General features: G+C 61.5%; 16 protein-coding genes. 13 read left to right on the top strand and 3 right to left on the bottom strand.

What is annotated here, in order from left to right; genetic code table 11:
- The first annotated feature begins 67 nt into the window (after positions 1-67).
- The 4 genes from NKI72_RS17980 to NKI72_RS17965 all read left to right on the top strand — a co-directional run bounded on the left by NKI72_RS17980 (position 68) and on the right by NKI72_RS17965 (position 6,617).
- Entirely contained in the window at positions 68-1,720 is a 1,653-nt protein-coding gene (locus tag NKI72_RS17980; RefSeq protein ID WP_352473524.1) for an ABC transporter substrate-binding protein, read from the top strand.
- Positions 1,721-1,940: 220 nt separating this feature from the next.
- Positions 1,941-2,975, top strand: coding sequence for an ABC transporter permease (locus tag NKI72_RS17975; protein ID WP_352473525.1), 1,035 nt, complete (start codon positions 1,941-1,943; stop codon positions 2,973-2,975).
- A gap of 12 nt (positions 2,976-2,987) precedes the next feature.
- The gene (locus NKI72_RS17970; protein WP_352473527.1) at positions 2,988-4,145 is read left to right on the top strand and encodes an ABC transporter permease; all 1,158 of its coding nucleotides are present in this window, start codon (positions 2,988-2,990) and stop codon (positions 4,143-4,145) included.
- Between the two features lie 63 nt (positions 4,146-4,208).
- Positions 4,209-6,617, top strand: coding sequence for a dipeptide ABC transporter ATP-binding protein (locus NKI72_RS17965; protein ID WP_352850427.1), 2,409 nt, complete (start codon positions 4,209-4,211; stop codon positions 6,615-6,617).
- Positions 6,618-6,631: 14 nt separating this feature from the next.
- Here NKI72_RS17965 and NKI72_RS17960 read toward each other — a convergent pair whose 3' ends face one another.
- Positions 6,632-7,222 carry a transglycosylase SLT domain-containing protein gene (locus NKI72_RS17960; RefSeq protein WP_352453201.1) on the bottom strand — a complete coding sequence of 197 codons (591 nt, stop codon included), beginning with the start codon at positions 7,220-7,222 and terminating at the stop codon, positions 6,632-6,634.
- Positions 7,223-7,439: 217 nt separating this feature from the next.
- Between NKI72_RS17960 and NKI72_RS17955 the strand changes: the two genes are divergently transcribed.
- The 3 genes from NKI72_RS17955 (at position 7,440) to NKI72_RS17945 (ending at position 12,461) form a co-directional block, all read left to right on the top strand.
- Positions 7,440-8,978: a trimethylamine methyltransferase family protein gene (locus NKI72_RS17955; RefSeq protein ID WP_352684725.1), complete on the top strand. Its 1,539-nt coding sequence runs from the start codon at positions 7,440-7,442 to the stop codon at positions 8,976-8,978.
- Between the two features lie 83 nt (positions 8,979-9,061).
- The gene (locus tag NKI72_RS17950) at positions 9,062-11,503 is read left to right on the top strand and encodes a GcvT family protein (protein ID WP_352850425.1); all 2,442 of its coding nucleotides are present in this window, start codon (positions 9,062-9,064) and stop codon (positions 11,501-11,503) included.
- 151 nt (positions 11,504-11,654) lie between these two features.
- Complete coding sequence (locus tag NKI72_RS17945) at positions 11,655-12,461, top strand: class I SAM-dependent methyltransferase (protein WP_352684722.1); 807 nt, start codon at positions 11,655-11,657, stop codon at positions 12,459-12,461.
- 20 nt (positions 12,462-12,481) lie between these two features.
- On the opposite strand, the gene NKI72_RS17940 is transcribed toward NKI72_RS17945, so the two are convergent.
- Positions 12,482-12,874 (bottom strand): DoxX family protein, encoded by a 393-nt coding sequence (locus NKI72_RS17940; protein ID WP_352850423.1) that lies wholly within the window; start codon positions 12,872-12,874, stop codon positions 12,482-12,484.
- Positions 12,875-13,031: 157 nt separating this feature from the next.
- The gene (locus tag NKI72_RS17935) at positions 13,032-13,808 is read right to left on the bottom strand and encodes a VOC family protein (RefSeq protein WP_352542430.1); all 777 of its coding nucleotides are present in this window, start codon (positions 13,806-13,808) and stop codon (positions 13,032-13,034) included.
- A gap of 350 nt (positions 13,809-14,158) precedes the next feature.
- On the opposite strand from NKI72_RS17935, the gene NKI72_RS17930 reads away from it, so the two are divergent.
- The 6 genes from NKI72_RS17930 to NKI72_RS17905 all read left to right on the top strand — a co-directional run bounded on the left by NKI72_RS17930 (position 14,159) and on the right by NKI72_RS17905 (position 19,554).
- Positions 14,159-14,386, top strand: coding sequence for a hypothetical protein (locus tag NKI72_RS17930; RefSeq protein ID WP_352850421.1), 228 nt, complete (start codon positions 14,159-14,161; stop codon positions 14,384-14,386).
- A gap of 66 nt (positions 14,387-14,452) precedes the next feature.
- Positions 14,453-15,400 carry a DUF2806 domain-containing protein gene (locus NKI72_RS17925; protein ID WP_352850418.1) on the top strand — a complete coding sequence of 316 codons (948 nt, stop codon included), beginning with the start codon at positions 14,453-14,455 and terminating at the stop codon, positions 15,398-15,400.
- 382 nt (positions 15,401-15,782) lie between these two features.
- Positions 15,783-17,147 (top strand): NAD(P)-dependent oxidoreductase, encoded by a 1,365-nt coding sequence (locus NKI72_RS17920; protein WP_352769151.1) that lies wholly within the window; start codon positions 15,783-15,785, stop codon positions 17,145-17,147.
- 2 nt (positions 17,148-17,149) lie between these two features.
- The gene (gene preA, locus NKI72_RS17915) at positions 17,150-18,463 is read left to right on the top strand and encodes an NAD-dependent dihydropyrimidine dehydrogenase subunit PreA (RefSeq protein WP_352850416.1); all 1,314 of its coding nucleotides are present in this window, start codon (positions 17,150-17,152) and stop codon (positions 18,461-18,463) included.
- A gap of 100 nt (positions 18,464-18,563) precedes the next feature.
- Entirely contained in the window at positions 18,564-19,082 is a 519-nt protein-coding gene (locus NKI72_RS17910; RefSeq protein ID WP_352453193.1) for an RrF2 family transcriptional regulator, read from the top strand.
- 13 nt (positions 19,083-19,095) lie between these two features.
- Positions 19,096-19,554 (top strand): carboxymuconolactone decarboxylase family protein, encoded by a 459-nt coding sequence (locus tag NKI72_RS17905; RefSeq protein ID WP_352505556.1) that lies wholly within the window; start codon positions 19,096-19,098, stop codon positions 19,552-19,554.
- Positions 19,555-19,702 lie beyond the last annotated feature (148 nt).

Genomic DNA, 19,702 nt, shown 5'->3' with positions numbered 1-19,702 from the left:
CCGTCTTTGACATCATGGCGAGGATGCGGAATGTTAAAAGGCAGAAAGCCAACAATGGGAGTAAGTCATGACGATCTACAAGAGTAACGGCGACCGCGTTCCCGATCACATCCTAGCCATGGCCGAAGACGCCAAGGCAGGCAAGATGGATCGTCGCGAATTTCTGGCTCTCGCCAGCGTCTTCGGCGCGTCGACGGCGATGGCCTATGGCATGCTTGGCCTTGCAGACCCGACGCCGGCCAAGGCGGAAGAGGTCCAGGGCAAGAAAGGCGGCGTATTGAAGGTCGCGCAATGGATCAAGGATCCGAAGGATCCGCGCAAGGCCGACTGGTCGGAAATCGCCAATGCCGAGCGCCAGGCGCTCGAGCCGCTGGTCAAATATACCACCGAATACACGTTCCGCCCCTATCTGCTGGAGAGCTGGGACGTGAATGACGACGCCACCGAATACACGCTGCATGTGCGCAAGGGCGTCACCTGGAACAACGGCGATCCGTTCTCCGCAGACGACGTCATCTTCAACCTCAAGCGTTGGGCCGACAAGAAAGCCGAAGGCAATTCCATGCCCGGTCGCCTCGGTTCGCTGGTCAAGGATGACAAGCTGGATGAGAGCGCGGTTACCAAGGTCGACGATCACACGGTCAAGCTGACGCTCAGCAAGCCGGATATCGCCCTCATTCCCAACGTGTGCGACTATCCCGGCCTTATCGTCCACAAGACCTTCGACGAGAAGGGCGGCGACTTCAAGTCCTGCCCGATCGGAACCGGCCCGTTCGAGTTGGTCTCCTACGATGTCGGCCAGAAAGTGGTCTACAAGCGCCGCGAAGACAACAAATGGTGGGATGGTGACGTCTTCCTCGACGGCATCGAGTTCATCGACTACGGCACCGATCCGGCGGCGATGGTCAGCGCTTTCGAGGCAGGCGAGGTGCACACCAACTTCGAGACGTCGGCCGACTATGTGTCGATCCTCGACGGCATGGATTTGGTGAAGTCGGAGATCGTCACCGCCTCGACGATCGTCTGCCGTACCAATGTGACCAACAAGCCTTACGGCGACCAGAAGGTTCGCAACGCCCTGCAGCTCGCGGTCGACAACAATGTCGTCCTGCAACTCGGCTACGGCAATGCCGGCACGGTTGCCGAAAACCACCATGTCGCCCCGATCCATCCGGAATACTATGAATTGCCGAAGATTGCTCGCGACCCGGCCAAGGCAAAGGCGCTGATGGCCGAAGCCGGCCAGGCCGATTTCGAGCACGAACTGATCACGGTCGACGAAGACTGGCACAAGAACACAGGCGATGCGATCGCCGCGCAGATGCGCGACGCCGGCATCAAGGTCAAGCGTACGGTGCTGCCGGGTTCAACCTTCTGGAACGACTGGACGAAGTATCCGCTGTCGATGACCAACTGGAACATGCGGCCGCTCGGCGTCCAGGTTCTGGCGATCGGCTATCGCACAGGTGAGGCCTGGAACGAGACGGCCTGGTCGAATCCGGAGTGGGATGCCAAGCTCAACGCTGCGCTGGCAGTTGCCGACGCCGCCAAGCGCAAGGAAATGATGAAGGACATCGAGCAGATCCTGCAGGATTCCGGCATTATCATCCAGCCTTATTGGCGCAAGCTCTACAGCCATTCGGTCAAGGCGGTGCAGAACTACAAGATGCACCCGACCTTCGAGCGCGACTACGGCAAGGTCTGGCTCGACCAGGCCTGACCGGACGATCCGGAAAGGGGCGTCTCGCCCCTTTCCCTCGCTCTTTGCATGGTCCTTGGACCGGAAGTCGGCGCAGCAAAAAGTTGCGGACTCTTCGGCCTGGGTCTGCAATAAAAAGGGTATTGCATCTGGGACTGGTCTGAAGGCTTGTTCTGCCGCTGGCGGCAGCGCACGGCTTGCAAACCGGTTCCACCCCCAACCCGACCGGCAGGGGACCGCCATGCTTTCTTTCGTTATCAGGCGTCTCGGCACCATGGCAGTGACGATGCTGTGCCTGACGATGATCGTCTTCTTCCTGGTCAATCTCGGGCCTAATCTGAAGAAGCTCGCGATCAGCCAGACCGAAATGCACACATCCGCCGAGCAGCTTGAGGCTTGGCTGGTCAACCATGGCTATCGGCAGAATTTTTTTATCCGCTACGGCCAATGGCTTGGCATCATGCCCAAGCAGCCGGTGACCGACCCGGCGACCGGCAAGCCCGCACAGCGTTTCTCCTTCTGCAACGATCCGGTCGTGCCGACATTCTCCGGCATCCTGCAAGGCGATTTCGGTTGCTCGACCAAGTTCAAGACGACGGTCGCCTCGAAACTCTTTCCGGCGCTCAGCGCCACCGGCATCCTGATGCTCTGCGTGCTGGCCGTAATGGTGCCGATCTCGCTTTTGATCGGTATTCTCGCCGGCATGCGCGAGGGTTCACGCACCGACCGCACATTGTCGGTGGCTTCGATCGCCTCGACGGCGACGCCCGAATATGTTTCGGGCGTCATCTTCACCGTGATCTTTGCCTCCTGGCTCGGCGTGCTGAACGGTTCGGCGGCCTCGGCCAGCCAGGGCATCACCTTCTATAATTTCACCTTGCCGGTGATGACGCTGGCGATATACGGCATCGGCTACATCGCTCGCATGACCCGCGCCTCGATGGTCGAGGTAATGACACAGCAATATATCCGCACCGCCCGGCTGAAGGGCCTCTCCTTCGGCAGCGTGGTGGTAAAGCACGCTCTGCGCAACGCCCTGATCGCACCGTTCACGGTCATCATGCTGCAGTTTCCCTGGCTGCTCACCGGCGTCGTCATCGTCGAGGTGATGTTCCGCTACCAGGGGTTCGGCTACACCCTGGTCGAGGCCGCCGGCAACAACGACATCGATCTTCTGCTCGGCTGCTCGCTGGTCTCGGTGTTTATCGTCCTGATCACACAGCTCATCTCCGATGTCGGCTACGCGTTCCTCAATCCGCGCATCAGAGTTCAATAGGAGACCGGGCGGATGCAGGTCGAATATCTCAGCGCCTTCAACGTCGTACTCGGCGTGCTTGCCCGCTTCTGGCCGGTCTGGATCGCTCTCGCCCTGGTGATGGGGGCGAGCTTCGGCTACAAGAAGAAGCTAGGGCTTTACGGCCAGCTTTTCGACAGCGGCGTCGGCATCGTCGGCGTCGGCATCTGCCTGTTCTGGCTGTTTACGGCGATCTTCGCGTCGACCATCTCGCCCTTCGATCCGCTCGCCCAAGTGCCGATCATGAAGGACGCGCTGCCGGGCGCAATCGAGCCGGCGTCGAAACTTGTATACTATTTCGGCGGCGACAAGCTCGCCCGGGACGTGTTCTCCCGCATGGTCTATGGCAGCCAGATCGTGCTGATCATCGCGCCGGCGGCGACCGGTTTTGCGCTGATGGTCGGCATTACGCTCGGCCTGCCGGCCGGCTATTATGGCGGCAAGATCGATACGGTGCTGTCCTTCCTCGCCAACCTTGTGCTGGCCTTCCCGGTGATCCTCCTGTTTTACCTGCTGGTGACGCCGGGTATCATGGACACGCCGATCCCCTACGCGATGGCAGGGCTGTTCTTCCTGTTTCCGATCATCTTCTTCAGTGTGCTGTTCTGGACGCGCTACAAGAACCGCCCCGACCGCCTCTATATCCTGCTTGGCCTGACGTTGGTACTTGGCGGCTGGATCTATGCAGGCCTTGTCTTCGATGCCGATCCGTTCAAGATCATCCACATCGATCCCAACCAGCTCAACATCTTCGTGGCGGTGGTGTTCGCCTCCAGCCCCGGCGTGTTCCGCATCGTGCGCGGCCTGGTCATGGATATCAAAACGCGCGACTATGTTGCGGCGGCACAAACGCGCGGTGAATCGCCCTGGTACATCATGCTGTGGGAGATATTGCCCAATGCGCGCGGGCCGCTTATCGTCGACGCCTGCCTGCGCATCGGCTACACCACGATCCTGCTCGGTACGCTCGGCTATTTCGGGCTGGGACTGGCGCCGGAAAGCCCGGACTGGGGCACGGCGATCAAGGATGCAAGCCGGCTGCTGCGCTCCTTCATCCACCCGGCGCTGCCGCCGACGATCGCATTGATGTCGTTCGTGCTCGGCCTCAACCTCCTGGCGGATTCGTTGCGTGAACAGTCTATGAAAGATTGATGCCGGGAAGATCGATGCCGGGTTCGGCCCGACATGCCTGAAGAACAAGGATTGGAGCGACCCATGAACGAGGCAGTTCGAAATCCCGCCAAGCCGACCAATGGGCCGATCATCGAGATCGAGAACCTGTCGATCTCCTTCTTCACCCGCAAGGGCGAAATCCCGGCGGTCATGGATTTTTCCTGCACGGTCATGCCTGGCGAGGCGATGGGTATTGTCGGCGAATCCGGCTGCGGCAAGTCGACCGTGTCGCTGGGCATCATGCGCGACCTCTCCAACATCGGAAAGATCGTCGGCGGAAAGATCAAATTCCAGGGCAAGGACATGGGAGAACTGTCCGACGAGGAACTGCGAGCTATCCGCGGCAACAAGATCGCGATGATCTACCAGGAGCCGATGGCCAGTCTTAACCCGGCGATGAAGGTCGGCCAGCAGCTGATGGAAGTGCCACTGATCCACGACAAGCTGTCGAAGGACGAAGCTTACAAACGCGCCTTGGAAATGGTGCGCGCGGTGAAGCTGCCGGATCCCGAGCGCATGATGCGTTCCTACCCGCACCAGCTTTCCGGCGGTCAGCAGCAGCGCATCGTCATTGCCATGGCGCTGCTGTCGAAGCCGGCGCTGCTTCTGCTCGACGAGCCGACGACAGCGCTCGACGTGACGGTTGAGGCCGGCATCGTCGACTTGGTCAAGGGGCTGGGCGAGAAGTTCGGCACCTCGATGATCTTCGTGTCGCACAACCTCGGCCTGATCCTGGAGACCTGCGACCGCATCACGGTGATGTATTCGGGCGAAGCGGTGGAGACCGGCAAGATCAAGGACGTCTTCGACCGGATGCGCCATCCCTACACGCAAGGCCTGTTCCGCTCGATCCCGTTGCCGGGCGCCGACAAGAATTCGCGGCCGCTGATATCCATCCCGGGGCAGTTGCCGCTACCGCACGAGCGGCCGAAGGGCTGCAATTTCGGCCCGCGCTGCCACCATTTCGTCGAGGGCGTCTGCAACGCCGCCGAAATTCCGATGATCGCGGTCGAAGGCCATGACGGGCATTTCTCGCGCTGTGTGCGCTTCAACGAGATCGACTGGGAGGCGCTGCCACCCGGCGCCAAGAAGGTCAACGAGCGGGTGGTGCCCGGTGCGCCGGTGCTCCAGATCGAAGACCTCCGGAAGTACTACAAGGTCGGCGGCAGCGAAGTGTTCGGCTCGAGCGAGGGCCGTGTCGTCAAGGCCAACGAGACGATCTCGTTCATGGCGCGCGAATCCGAGACCGTCGCTATCGTCGGCGAATCCGGCTGCGGAAAATCGACCCTGGCCAAGGTGCTGCTCGGCCTCGAAACGGCAAGCTCCGGCCGCGTCAAGCTCGGCAACAAGGAGATTCAGTCGACCGGGATCGAGAAGCGCAGCGTCGACACGGTGTCATCGATCCAGATGGTGTTCCAAAATCCGTTCGACACGCTCAATCCCAGCCATTCGGTCGGTTCGCAGATCATCCGTACGCTGGAAAAGTTCAACGTCGGCGACACAGTGGCCGACCGCCGCAAGCGAATGCTGGAATTGCTCGACCTGGTGAAGCTGCCGAGGGCGTTCGAGTCGCGCAAGCCGCGCCAGCTTTCAGGCGGCCAGAAACAGCGCATCGGCGTTGCGCGTGCCTTTGCCGGCGACGCCAAGGTGGTGGTGGCCGACGAGCCGGTCTCGGCACTGGATGTGTCGGTCCAAGCCGCGGTGACCGAGCTCTTGATGGACATCCAGCGCAAGAACAAGACGACGATGCTGTTCATCAGCCACGATCTGTCGGTGGTGCGCTACATCGCCGACCGCGTCGTCGTCATGTATCTCGGCTATATCGTTGAGCAAGGCACGACCGACCAGATATTCGCGCCGCCCTATCACCCCTATACCGAGGCATTGCTGTCGGCGATCCCGATCGCCGACACAAGCGTGGTCAAGAAGCACATCGTGCTGGAGGGCGACATCCCTTCGGCGATGAACCCGCCGTCCGGCTGTCCGTTCCAGACGCGCTGCGGCTACAAGAAACTGGTGCCGGACAACCTTTGCGAAACCATGGTGCCGCCAGTCAAAAATCTCGGCGACGGCCATATGAGCCTGTGCTGGCTGTCCGACGACGTGCTGGCGAAAATGGAGCCGGTGATCAAATTCGACAAGGAGCACGCCGCAAATGAGGGCGTGCCGGATGATGCAAACCACGGTGTTGGCCCGGGCTTTGCCGGAGATCCGCCCAAGCGCCCGCATGGAAAGACTGGCAGCGTTGAAGCCGATGCCGAGGGCCAGGCAGTGGAGAATGCCGAAGCGGTCGCCAAAGCCCGCCGTCACGAGGTTCGCGACGAGGTTTCAGAGACCGGCACCTCAAGCTCTGCCGACAGCGCGGTGGCACCAATCATGCCGCCGACTGTCGGCGACGGCCGACAGGCCGAGGACGCCACGCGCAAGCCGCGCAAACCCAAGGGCGGCTGAGAGCCGTTAATAGGCTAGGGCGCGCATTGCCGTAGCTGCGCGGCGTAGTCCTGCGCCATCTGTTCGGTGGCATGCGCATAGCGCTGCACGTCGGCGTCGCCGCGACTGCCGCGCTTGTAGGCATTCCAGCCGAGATAGTAGGCGAGATACAGATTGTAGGTGTCGTTGCGGGCGACGCCGAGCGTGTCGGCGGTCTTGGAATGATACCAGCCGACGAAATCGACGGCATCGGCAAACCTGGTGCGGCGCGCCGCCCAGCTTCCGGTCTCGTTCTGGTATTGCGCCCAGGTGCCGTCGAGCGCCTGCGAGAAGCCGGTGGCGCTGGAGATATGTTTCCAGGGAATGAAGCCCAGCAGCTTGGTGCGCGGCGGCCTTGCGTTGCTCTTGAAGCCGGATTCCTTGCGCACCGTCGCCATCAGCACGGGAACCGGCACACCGTATTTCTGCTCGGTGCGTTGTGCCGCCGCCTGCCAATTGTCGAACCAGCCGTCATTCTGGTCGAAAACGGCGCACACATCGTTGATATGGTTCGGTGGCGTCGCGCAGGCCGAAAGCGCCAGCGGCGCGGCAATCGCTATAATTTTACTAAAACTCGACCTACGCATCGGAAGAGCATTAGGCCGAAAACATAAAAGGAATCTTGCTGTCTTCCTTAACGGCTCATCGGCGCTTTGCCTGACGCGGAACAAGTATAACCATTCCGACGTTTGTTGTCGCTTTTGCCGATGTGAAATTCCCGGAATGCCGCCTTGGCTAAAATCACGCCCGCAGGTGGCGGATTCTTGACAGCTCGATCCTCGTGCCGGCGCTTTGATGCGCGGCATGAGCGAACCAAGACGCAAGCGCGGCGCCGAGCGAACCAGCAACAGGGGACCGACCGCCATCCCGCAACTGCCGTTGCGCCGCGTCACCAATCCCTATCCGCCAATGGCGATGCTCTCGGCCGACCAGATCGAGGCGATCCACCAGGCGTCGATGCATATCTTGGAGAATTTCGGCATCGAGGTGATGAGCCCGCGGGCGCTGTCGCTGTTCGAGAAGGCCGGGGCCAAGGTCGATCATGCCACGATGAACGTCCGCATCGATCGCGGCATGATCGAGGAAGCGCTGAAGACGACGCAGTCCAGCTATACGCTGACGCCGCGCAATCCCGCCCATGCCGTCCACCTCGGCGGCAATACCATCAACTTCACGCTCGTCGCCGGGCCGCCGAATGTGCACGACATGGAGCGCGGCCGCCGTGCCGGCAATTTGCGCGATTATTCCGATCTCGTCCGGCTGGCGCAGCATTTCAACTGCATCCACATGCTAGGCAACCAGGTCTGCGCGCCGGTAGAATTGCCGGCGAATTCCCGTCATCTCGACACTTATTTCGCCAATCTGACACTGACCGACAAAAGCTTTCACGTCTCGGCCATCGGCCGCGGCAGGGCGCTCGACGGCATCGAAATGATGGCAATCGCGCGCGGACTGACGCTTGACGAGATGCGCCACGATCCCGGCGTCACCACGATCATTTCGGTCAATTCGCCGCGCCGCTTCGACGAGATGATGGCCGAGGGGCTGATGACGATGGCCGAGTTCGGCCAGTCGGTGGCGGTAACGCCATTCACGCTGATGGGAGCGATGAGCCCGGTGACGCTTGCCGGCGCGCTCGCCCAGCAGAATGCCGAGGCGCTGTTCGGCGTGGTGCTGACGCAGCTCGTCCGCCCCGGCGCGCCGGTGATGTATGGCGCCTTCACCTCCAATGTCGATATGAAATCGGGAGCGCCGGCGTTCGGCACGCCTGAAAACACCAAGGCGAATATCGCGTCCGGACAGTTGGCGCGGCGTTACAACCTGCCTTATCGCACAACGCCGGGCTCGGCTTCCAATGCCGCCGACGCGCAAGGCGCCTATGAGACGCTGATGGCGCTGTGGGGCGCGGTGCTCGGCCATGGCAACCTCGTCTACCATGCCGCCGGCTGGCAAGAGGGCGGACTGACAGCGTCGTTCGAAAAGTTCATCATCGACGTCGAGATGATCCAGCACATGATGGAGTTTTTGCGCCCGATCGAGGTCAACGAGGCCGAGCTTGCCGTCGAGGCTCTGGGTGCGGTTCCGACCGGCGGCCACTTCTTCGGCGAGCCGCACACGCTGGAGCGCTACGCCACGGCCTTCTACCAGCCGATGCTGTCCAACTGGCAGAATTTCGAGGCCTGGCAGGAGGCTGGCGGGCTCGATGCCACGGCGCGGGCGACGAGGCTTTGGAAGAAGGCGCTGGAGGACTATGTCGAGCCGGTGATGGAAGTCTCCAGGCGCGAGGCGCTTGAGGCGTACGTGGCCAAGCGCAAGGAAGCGATCGGGGCGGGCGAGCCTTAAGCGCCGCTCGTCTTGTTCGGCTTCATTCTCTTCTCCTCCAGAATCATGAAACCCATCCAACTCTTTGAAACGACGAGAATCCCATGAAATCGCATGCAAAGGTCGTGGTTATCGGCGGTGGCGTTGTCGGGTGCTCCGTGCTGTTCCATCTGGCCCGGCACGGCTGGACAGACATCGTGCTTCTGGAGCGCGATGAATTGACCTCCGGCTCGACCTGGCATGCCGCCGGCGGCATGCACACGATCAATGGCGATCCCAATGTCGCCAAGCTGCAGAAATACACAATCTCGCTCTACAAGGAGATCGAGGAACTGTCCGGCCAGGCGACCGGCGTGCATTTGACTGGCGGCGTCTTGCTGGCAGCGACGGAGGCGCGGCTCGACTGGCTGCGCGGCGTCGTCGCCAAGGGCCGCTATCTCGGCATCGAGCTCGAGGAGATATCGCCTGATGAGGCGGCCGAGCTGATGCCGTTGCTCGATCCCAAGCAGTTCGTCGGTGCCGTGCGCAACAAGGAGGACGGTCATCTCGACCCGTCCGGCGTTACCCACGCCTACGCCAAGGCGGCGAGGAAGCTTGGTGCCGAGGTCGAGCGTTTCACCAAGGTCGAGGACATTGTGCGGCGCGCCGACGGGTTGTGGCGCGTCATCACCAACAAGGGCGAGGTTGTGGCCGAACATGTCGTCAATGCCGGCGGCCTGTGGGCGCGTGAGGTCGGCCGCATGGTCGGGCTGGAGCTGCCGGTGCTGGCGATGGAGCACATGTACCTGATCACCGAGGACATGCCGGAGGTCGCCGCCTGGAACCAGAAGACCGGCACGGAGATCATCCATGCGGTCGACTTCGACGGCGAACTCTATCTGCGCCAGGAACGCGGCGGCATGCTGATGGGCACTTATGAAAAGGCCAACAAGCCATGGTCCGAATTCCAGACGCCATGGAATTTCGGCCACGAACTGCTGGAGCCCGATATCGACCGCATCGCACCGTCGCTGGAGGTTGGCTTCCGGCATTTCCCGGCGTTCCAGAACACCGGCATCAAGCAGATCATCAACGGACCCTTCACCTTCGCGCCGGACGGCAATCCGCTGGTCGGGCCGGTGCGCAGCCTGCCGGGGTTCTGGGTGGCCTGTGGTATCATGGCGGGGTTCTCGCAGGGCGGCGGCGTCGGCCTGGCGCTGTCGAACTGGATGATCGAGGGCGATCCCGGCGCCGACATCTGGGCGATGGATGTGTCACGCTACGGTGACTGGGCCACGATGGCCTATACCAACGCCAAGGTGCGCGAGAATTATTCGCGGCGGTTTTCGATCCGCTTCCCGAACGAGGAACTGCCGGCTGGGCGACCGCTCAAGACGACGCCGGTCTATGGCCTGTTGTCGGCCGAGGGCGCGCAATGGGGCGTCGCCTATGGGCTGGAAGTGCCGCTGTGGTATGCGCCCGAAGGGGTCAAGGACGAATTCTCCTGGCGCCGCTCGAGCGACTTCGAGCATGTCGCGAAAGAAGTGGAGACGGTTCGGCAACGCGTTGGTCTGTCTGAAATCTCGTCATTCGCCAAATACAGAGTGACCGGTGAGGGCGCAGCAAGCTGGCTCGACAGTATGCTCGCGTGCAAATTGCCAAGGCCCGGCCGCATGACGCTGGCGCCGATGCTGAAGGAAGACGGCAGGTTGATCGGCGATTTCACGCTGGCCAATCTCGGCGGTCCAAATTCTGCAAGCAAGGATTGGTTCCTGGCCGGCAGCGGTGTCGCCGAGCAGTACCACATGCGCTGGTTCGAAGCGCATCTGCCGAAGGACGGCTCTGTTAGCATCGAGGCGCTGGGAGCAAAACTCACCGGCCTGTCGATCGCCGGGCCGAGCGCGCGGAACCTTCTTGAAAAGGTCACACGATCTGATGTGTCGAATACGGCCTTTCCGTTCATGGCCATCAGCAGGATGGATATCGGCATGGCGCCGTGCCTGGTCGGGCGCGTCAGCTACACCGGCGACCTCGGCTACGAAATCTGGGTGGCGCCGGAATATCAGCGTGCAGCCTATCAGGCGCTGATGGCGGCGGGCGAGGAATTCGGCATCGGCCTGTTCGGCTCGCGCGCGCTCAATGCGCTGCGGCTCGAGAAGAATTACGGCTCATGGGCGCGCGAATACCGGCCGATCTATGGGCCGCTGGAGGCCGGCCTCGACCGCTTCGTCGCGTATGGCAAAGAGGCCGATTTCATCGGCAAGCAGGCAGCGCTGGCGGAGCGCAAGCAAGGCGGCAGACTGCGGTTGCGGGCCTTTGTCGTCGATGCTGCCGATGCCGACGTCATCGGCGACGAGCCAATCTGGTATGGCGGTGCCGTGCGCGGCTGGGTCACGTCAGGCGGCTACGCACATCATTCAAAAAAATCCGTCGCCATCGGTTACGTGCCGAAAGAGATCGCCGATGAGGCCAACGGTTTCGAGATCGAGCTATTGGGCAAGCGTTACGCCGCACGTATGCAGCAGACACCGCTGTTTGACGCCAATTTCGAGCGGATGCGCGGTTGAGGAACCGAGTGGCATGGCGAAGTCGCCGTGCCGGTGGCACGATGAAAGGGGGAGGACGATTTCGCGATAGTGAAAATTCTTTCGCGCGGTGACCTTTGGTTTTATTGTCGAGCTGCGGCGGAAGGCTGGGCAATTGCTTCGGAGGTCCACCATGCCCGATGTGTATGCGCAGATCACAACCGCTGATCCGGCTGTTGTCGCGGTTCTTATCAACGCGATGGAGTTGCGGGCCGCAGACCCGCGCCAGAAGGCAATCCGCCACTCGTTTTTCTCCTCGATCGATTTTCCGGAAAGGGCACGCGTCCTCGAAGGCGGCTGCGGCTCGGGACCGATCAGTCGCGAGCTTGCGCGCTGGCCGGGGGTGAACGAGGTTGTTGGGCTCGATCCGTCGCCGATATTTCTGGCGAAGGCGCGCGAGCTTGCCGCGGATATCCCCAACCTGAACTTCGTCGAAGGGGATGCCAGGTCGCTGCCGCACGAGGACAACTCGTTCGATGTGGTCATCTTCCATACCTGCCTGACCCATGTGCCCGGTCCCGAAAAGGCCCTGACGGAATCGTTGCGCGTGCTTCGCCCAGGCGGCTGCCTGGCGATCTTCGACGGCGATTACGCGACGACGACGGTCGCCATCGGCGATCATGATCCGCTGCAGGATTGCGTGGATGCCGCAATGGCGGCGCTGGTGAATGACCGCTGGCTGACGCGCCGGCTGCCGCTGCTGGCGAAATCGGCGGGCTTTGTCGTCGAAAAATTCGACAGCTACGGCTACGCCCAAATTGCCGCGCCCGACTACATGCTGACTCTGGTCGATCGCGGCGCCGATGTTCTGGCCGGCTGGAAGCGACTCGACAAGGCGCTTGGCGACGGGCTGAAGCACGAGGCGCGCCGGCGTGTCGAAGCCGGAGAGTTCTTCGGGTTCATCGCCTTCGCGGGCCTGATTGCGCGCAAGTCGGGCTGAGCGCGCGCTGATCCGCCCGGCTACGATGTTTTGCGGTTGTCCAGTGCCAGGGCGCCGGGGCCGGCGAATATCAGATAGAAGAAGATGAAGCAGAAGGAGATGGCGGCATCGCCGCCATTGTTGACCGGGAAGAAGCTCTGCGGCATGTGCGCCATGAAATAGGCGATCGCCATCTCGCCGCTGAGAAGGAATGCCACCGGCCTGGTGAAAAGCCCCAATACCAGCAGGATGCCGCCTCCGAATTCCAGGATGGCCGCGGTCAGCGATAGCCCGCTCATGGTGCCGGCATGGTCGCCGACGGGGAAATTGAACAGTTTCTGGGTGCCGTGCTCAATGAACTGCAGCGCCGTCATGATGCGCAAGGCGGCAAGGGCGAACGGTTGATATTCGGCGAGGCCTTCGAAAAGCTTCATCTACGACTCCATTTTTCACCTAGCCCGGCCATAGGTCATCGCCAAAGGCCGGACCATTCACATAGTCCGGCCTGCATTCAACTGTCGGTGAGTGAGTCGTGAGGCGTGCTGCAGCCTTGGGGCCGCACGATGGCGGCCCCGCAATTGGCGCGGCCTGTTACCGCGTCGGTGCCATTAGCGCGAAATGGGCGCCTTGCGGATCCGTGCACTGTACGATCCAGCTGCCGCCGGGGACCTCCATCGGACCCATCAGGATCTTGCCGCCATTGTCGGTGACGCGCTTGGCTGCCGCGTCGATGCCGGGCACGTTGAAATAGAACTGCCAGACCGGCGTCGGGATCTGCTCGGGCTTGTTCATCATGCCGCCAACGGGCTCGCCGCCGAAGGCGAAAAGCTGGTAGACGCCCATCGGACCCATATCCATGGCGTCGCCCTTCTCCCAGCCGAACTGGCTGGAATAGAAATCGAACGCCGCCTTCCAGTCTGACGTGTAGAGCTCATGCCAGCCGATGTTGCCGGGGGTCGCCAACGGTAGCGGCGGCTGGTCGGGGCCGCTGGGCTGCAGGAAGTTGAACATCGCGCCTTGCGGGTCTGCAACGACGGCGAAGCGGCCGACGCCAGGAATGTCGTCGGGCTCGCGGTGAACCGCGCCACCAGCCTTCTTGAGGGAGGCCGTTGCGGCATCGATGTCCCTGGTGAGGATATAACCGACCCAGGCCGGCGGCATGCCCATCTTGCGCGCGTCATCGGGCAGCGTCATCATCCCGCCGACGCCGCGCTCGCCGACATTCATGACGATATAGCGCGGCATGCCCTGGGCCCCTTCGAAAGGCTGCCCCCTCCAGCCCACCACAGAGGTGTAAAACGCCTCGGCGGCGTCGAGATCGGTGGTCATCAGCTCGTACCAGAAGAAGGGCATGGGGGACTGTGGCATTGTCGTGCTCCTTGCGGTTTGTACATCGATCATGCGCGATCCATTCTAGGACGATCTTCACGACGAAAATCCGACAGCCAACCAAAAAAGATGACGGCAAATTGGAAATGTTACCGGGTTGCGCGCCCTGCGGTTTTCGACTTTGCTCGCAGTCAACGAGGGGTTGTTGATCCATGCGCCGGATGTCGCTCACTTCCGAACTTGTCGCGCTGTGCCATCGGGAGGAGGCGAGTTGTTCGAGCCTGAGCCTGATGGACGAAGGGGGCTTGGGGGAGGGCGAAGCATTCCTGCGGAGAACCACAACCGGCACTCCAGACCCATCGACGCCGTAGATACCCGGCACTCCAACGATGACAGACTATCCGCTGGAGGCCGCCGCCCGTCGCGTATCTCAGAAATACGTCGACGGCACCCTCATCGTTGCCACCGACAACCAGATCACGTTCGCAGTGCCGGCGGTCGTGCCCGCGATGACCGATACGCTCATCGTGGACGGCGCCGAACTGGTCATGAAGGATCTGCGGCCGATCCCGCCGGCTGGAATGCCGGTGGCGTATATCGCTTTCGTCGCTGGTTAGTAGCAGCCGACGCTCGACTCTTGTCATTTTTGAAGGTTTGATCTGACCTCACTGCGGGAGGGGTCAATGTCAGGTCATGATGCCGTTAAGGGATGGTTGGAAACAGTCGTTGTAGGCGGCTTGCCGCAATTGATTGCAGGTCCCGCCGGTAAAGCCATAAGTCGCCTCGTTGGTGCAGGTATTGAAATCCCAGCCGCCTGGCTCGAACAAAAAGCTCAGGCCATTCGCGATGAAACTGACGCCAAGAGCGCTGTCATGAGGGCATTAGCACAAAAATCTGCTGACTTAGGGGCGTCCGACCCATCACTTTTGGATCGAGGCCTGGATAACCTACTTGGCCGGGCATACCGCGAGCAGCAAAATAGGGAAGCTGTGGCAACCAAGACAATCGAATTCCTGGAAGATGAGCCCGCTTCTTCGGGAGAAGGTCCATCCGACGATTGGATGAACGTTTTCGAAACTCAGGCAGCTCGGGCGACATCCGAAGAGCTAAGAAACCTATACGCGAAAATTTTGGCTGGTGAGATAAGGAAGCGCAGCAGTTTCTCTCTATCCACCATGCATCTTATCTCTATTCTTGATGCAGAGTTAGCAGCATTAATAGAGACAATCGCGCCATACACTGTCAACGGCAAATATTTGTGGTCCACTGTCTCGAATGAGTTAATCAGTTTTGACAAAGCTCGTCACCTAGAAGACATCGGATTTCTCGCGATGGGCGGCGGGATGCTAACCATGCAAATTAAACTGCCGAATAAGAAAGTCCGGTACAATTTTGGCCCTGCCGGTGTGATCGCGTCCTATGAGCAAGAAGAAATCAGCATTCCGTCGTACCCAGTCTCTCGATCTGGCACAGAATTGTTGAGTATTCTGGATGTAAAGCCGGACGTTGGTCTAATAACAAAGTTCGTTTGGCAGACTGGACCGTCGGATGTCCAACTGTTGCTGACGCGGAATGAAGGCGGCAAAGAGGTAGTGGCCGGAATTTTGCCGCTCAAGAACCCATCTGCCTGAACAGAGCCGATTCAGATGTCAAAAGGTTCTACATGCTCAAACGCCTATCACCTCGCGAGCGGTTCGAACAGCTTGTCTCGACCTATGAGCCGATGCTTCCCGTCGCGTTTATCGAGGCTGTCGACGGGCATCCGGTCCAACATCGTTCTGCGGCGCATAGTCGAGCGTCTGGAGCGCGGCGACATTAACGACACCATTCCTGCAATGCACCGGGACGACGCGGCGTTGCGGTCTTTCGACAAAGCCATCGCGCAAGGTTGAAACATGACTATCAGCATCATGTTTGTTGAAGCAATCCAGCAGTTTGCGCCGAAAATTGACCAATTGATAAAAAAACAAAACGTGCTAGCCTTCTCCAAAACAAGAACATGGGGAACTGACGATGCCAGAAGGCCAGTTCAAGCAAGGCATTGCCGGCGGGCGGCTTTCGCCGGGACAATATGCCGATAATTTTGCCGACCTGCACCCGCCGCTCGATCATCACGAGGCGCTGGTCGAGTCCGACCGCTGCTATTTCTGCTATGACGCGCCGTGCATGAATGCATGCCCGACCTCGATCGACATCCCGCTGTTCATCCGCCAGATTTCGACGGGCAATCCGATCGGCTCAGCCAAGACTATTTTTGACCAGAACATTTTGGGCGGCATGTGCGCCCGCGTCTGCCCGACCGAGACGCTATGCGAAGAAGTCTGCGTGCGGGAGGTGGCCGAAGGCAAGCCGGTGCAGATTGGTCGCCTTCAGCGCTACGCCACCGATGTCGCCATGGCCGAAAACAAGCAGTTCTACGAGCGCCCCGAACCGACCGGCAAGACGGTCGCCGTGGTCGGCGCCGGACCGGCCGGGCTTGCCGCCGCGCATCGGCTCTCCCGCTACGGCCACGACGTGACCATCCTGGAAGCCCGCCCGAAGCCCGGCGGCCTCAATGAGTACGGTATCGCCGCCTATAAGAGCGTCGACAATTTCGCCCAGGCTGAAGTCGACTATGTCACGTCGATCGGCGGCATTGACATCCAGAACGGCAAGGCGCTCGGCCGTGATTACCAGCTGTCGGACCTGACCAGGAATTACGATGCGGTGTTCCTCGGCATGGGGCTTGCCGGCGTCAATGCCTTGCGAGCGGAAGGCGAGGAGGCGCAAGGCGTCACCAATGCCGTCGAGTTCATTGCCGAGCTTCGTCAGGCCAGTGATCTGGCCAGCCTGCCGGTCGGCCGGCGTGTTGTCGTCATCGGCGGCGGCATGACGGCGATCGACGCGGCGGTGCAATCGAAGCTGCTCGGAGCCGAAGAGGTGACGATCTGCTATCGGCGCGGCCCGGAGCACATGAATGCCTCCGAATTCGAGCAGGATCTGGCTGCCGCCAACGGCGTCATCATCCGGCACTGGTTGCAGCCGAAGCGGGTCATTGCCGATGCCGGCAAGGTGTCGGCGATCGAGCTCGAATACACCGCGATGGACGGCGACAGGCTCGTCGGCACCGGCGAGCGGCTGACGCTCGTCTCCGATCAGGTGTTCAAGGCGATCGGCCAGAGTTTTGTCCCGGCTGCGCTCAACGGCAGCGGGGCTTTGCTTGACCTGGAAGCCGGCCGCATCAAGGTCGACGCCGAAGGCCGCACCTCGCTGCCAAACGTCTGGGCCGGCGGCGACTGCATCTTTGGCGGCGACGACCTGACAGTCTCGGCCGTCGCACAAGGCCGCGACGCGGCGGAAAGCATTCATCGGGCACTGACCTCGAACGGGAGGGCATGAGCATGGCAGACATCCGCAACAATTTCGTCGGCATCAAATCGCCGAACCCGTTCTGGCTGGCTTCGGCGCCGCCGACCGACAAGGCCTATAACGTCATCCGCGCCTTCAAGGCTGGCTGGGGCGGCGTTGTCTGGAAGACGCTCGGCGAAGAAGGGCCGCCGGTGGTCAACGTCAACGGGCCGCGCTACGGCGCCATCTGGGGCGCCGATCGTCGCCTGCTTGGCCTCAACAATATCGAGCTGATCACCGACCGTGACCTGCAGGTCAATCTGCGCGAGATCAAGCAGGTCAAGATGGACTGGCCCGACCGGGCGATCGTCGTCTCGCTGATGGTGCCGTGCGAGGAGCATGCCTGGAAGGCGATCCTGCCGGTAGTCGAGGAGACCGGCGCTGACGGCATCGAGCTCAATTTCGGCTGCCCGCACGGCATGTCGGAACGCGGCATGGGTGCGGCAGTCGGCCAGGTGCCGGAATACATCGAAATGGTGGTGCGTTGGTGCAAGGCCAATACCCGCATGCCGGTCATCACCAAGCTGACGCCCAACATCACCGACATACGCAAGCCGGCACGCGCTGCCCTTGCCGGCGGCACCGACGCGGTGTCGCTGATCAACACCATCAATTCGATCACCGGCGTCAATCTCGACAATTTCGCACCGGAGCCGACGATCGACGGCAAAGGTTCGCATGGCGGCTATTGCGGTCCGGCGGTGAAGCCGATCGCCATGAACATGGTGGCCGAGATCGCGCGCGACCCGGAAACGCATGGCCTGCCGATCTCCGGTATCGGCGGCATCACCACCTGGCGCGACGCCGCCGAATTCATGGCGCTCGGCGCCGGCAATGTGCAGGTGTGCACGGCGGCGATGACCTACGGCTTCAAGATCCTGCAGGAGATGATCGCCGGCCTGGAAAACTGGATGGACGAGAAGGGCCATGCCACGCTCGACGACATCATTGGCCGTGCCACGCCCAACGTCACCGACTGGCAGTATCTCAACCTCAACTACGTCGCCAAGGCGCATATCGACCAGGAGGCCTGCATCAAATGCGGCCGCTGCCACATCGCCTGCGAGGACACTTCGCACCAGGCCATCACCAGCATGGTCGACGGCGTCAGGCATTTCGAGGTGATCGAGGCCGAATGCGTCGGCTGCAATCTCTGCGTCAATGTCTGTCCGGTCGAGAACTGCATCACCATGGAGGCGCTGGCGGTCGGCGTGATGGACCAGCGCACCGGCAGGCCGGTGTCGCCGATCTATGCCAACTGGACGACGCATCCGAACAATCCGATGGCCAAGGTGGCGGCGGAATAGCATTGCGAAAAAAGCGGCGTCCATGGGCGCCGCTTTTTGACTTTCCTATTGCGGATAAAAGATATCCAAGATAATCTATATCCATGAACAGGAGAGCGAAATGAAGCTGGGCGAAGGCGTCGAAGCGGCCATCCACTGCGCCGCGATGCTCGCCGGCGTTGATGGCGCCGCGACCTTGCCAGGTGCGGCCATGGCCGAAGCGTTCGGGCTGTCGCCGAGCTATCTGCTTAAGCATCTCAACGCGCTGACTGCGTCCGGCATTCTGGAATCAGTGCCGGGGCCGTCCGGCGGCTACCGGCTGGCGCGGCCGGCGGAACGCATAACGCTGCTCGATATCGTGCTGGCCGTCGAGGGGCGTGAACCGGCGTTCCGCTGCGCCGAAATCCGCCAGCGCGGCCCAGCGAAGCTCGATGCCTCGGTATACGTCAAACCCTGCGGCATCAACGTAGCCATGCTGAAGGCCGAGCGTGCCTATCGCGCCGCGCTCGCCGACGCCCGGCTGTCCGACATCGTTGCAGAATACACCGCCGATGCCGATCCCCGTTCGGTCGCCGCGAACTGCGCCTTCGTCGAGCGCCATCGGCGGCCGCAGAAATCAAGTTCAACCAAGCAAGCATGAAAGGCTACAGACGATGAAACAGAGGCTGCAATTTTTCGGCGCGGCGCCGGAGATCATGAAGGCGGTGTCGGCGCTCAACAAGGCAGTCGACGAATGCGGGCTCGAAAAAAGCCTGTTGCATCTGATCAAGCTCAGGGCGTCGCAGATCAACGGCTGCTCGTATTGCGTCGAGATGCATAGCCGCGAAGCGCGCCGCGACGGCGAAAGCGAGCAGCGGCTCTATCTCGTCTCCGCCTGGAAGGAATCGCCGCTGTTTTCAGAGCGCGAACGCGCGGCCTTGGCCTGGACCGACGCGCTGACCAGGATTGCCGACAACGGTGTGTCGGACGAACTCTATGCAAGGACGCTCGAGTATTTCTCGGAAGAGGAGCTGGTCAAGCTCTCGGTTGCGCTCGGCATGATCAACACCTGGAACCGGCTTTGCGTTCCGTTTCATGCAATCCATCCGATGCCAGCAGTCTTGGCCGCTTGAGCATGGACCAGGGGGGGGGGGGGGGGGGGCGGCCGCGGGGGGGGGGGGGGGGGGGGGCGGCGGCCGGCGCGCCCCCCCCCCACACCCCCCCCCCCCCCCGCCGCCCCCCCCCCCCCCCCCCCCCCCCCCCCCGCACCCAGTTGTGGAA

The organism is Mesorhizobium sp. M0437 (genome assembly GCF_040321335.1).
Classification (GTDB): Bacteria; Pseudomonadota; Alphaproteobacteria; order Rhizobiales; family Rhizobiaceae; genus Mesorhizobium.
The sequence above is the reverse complement of the archived record's forward strand: the minus strand, read 5'-3'. Positions and strand labels throughout refer to the sequence as shown.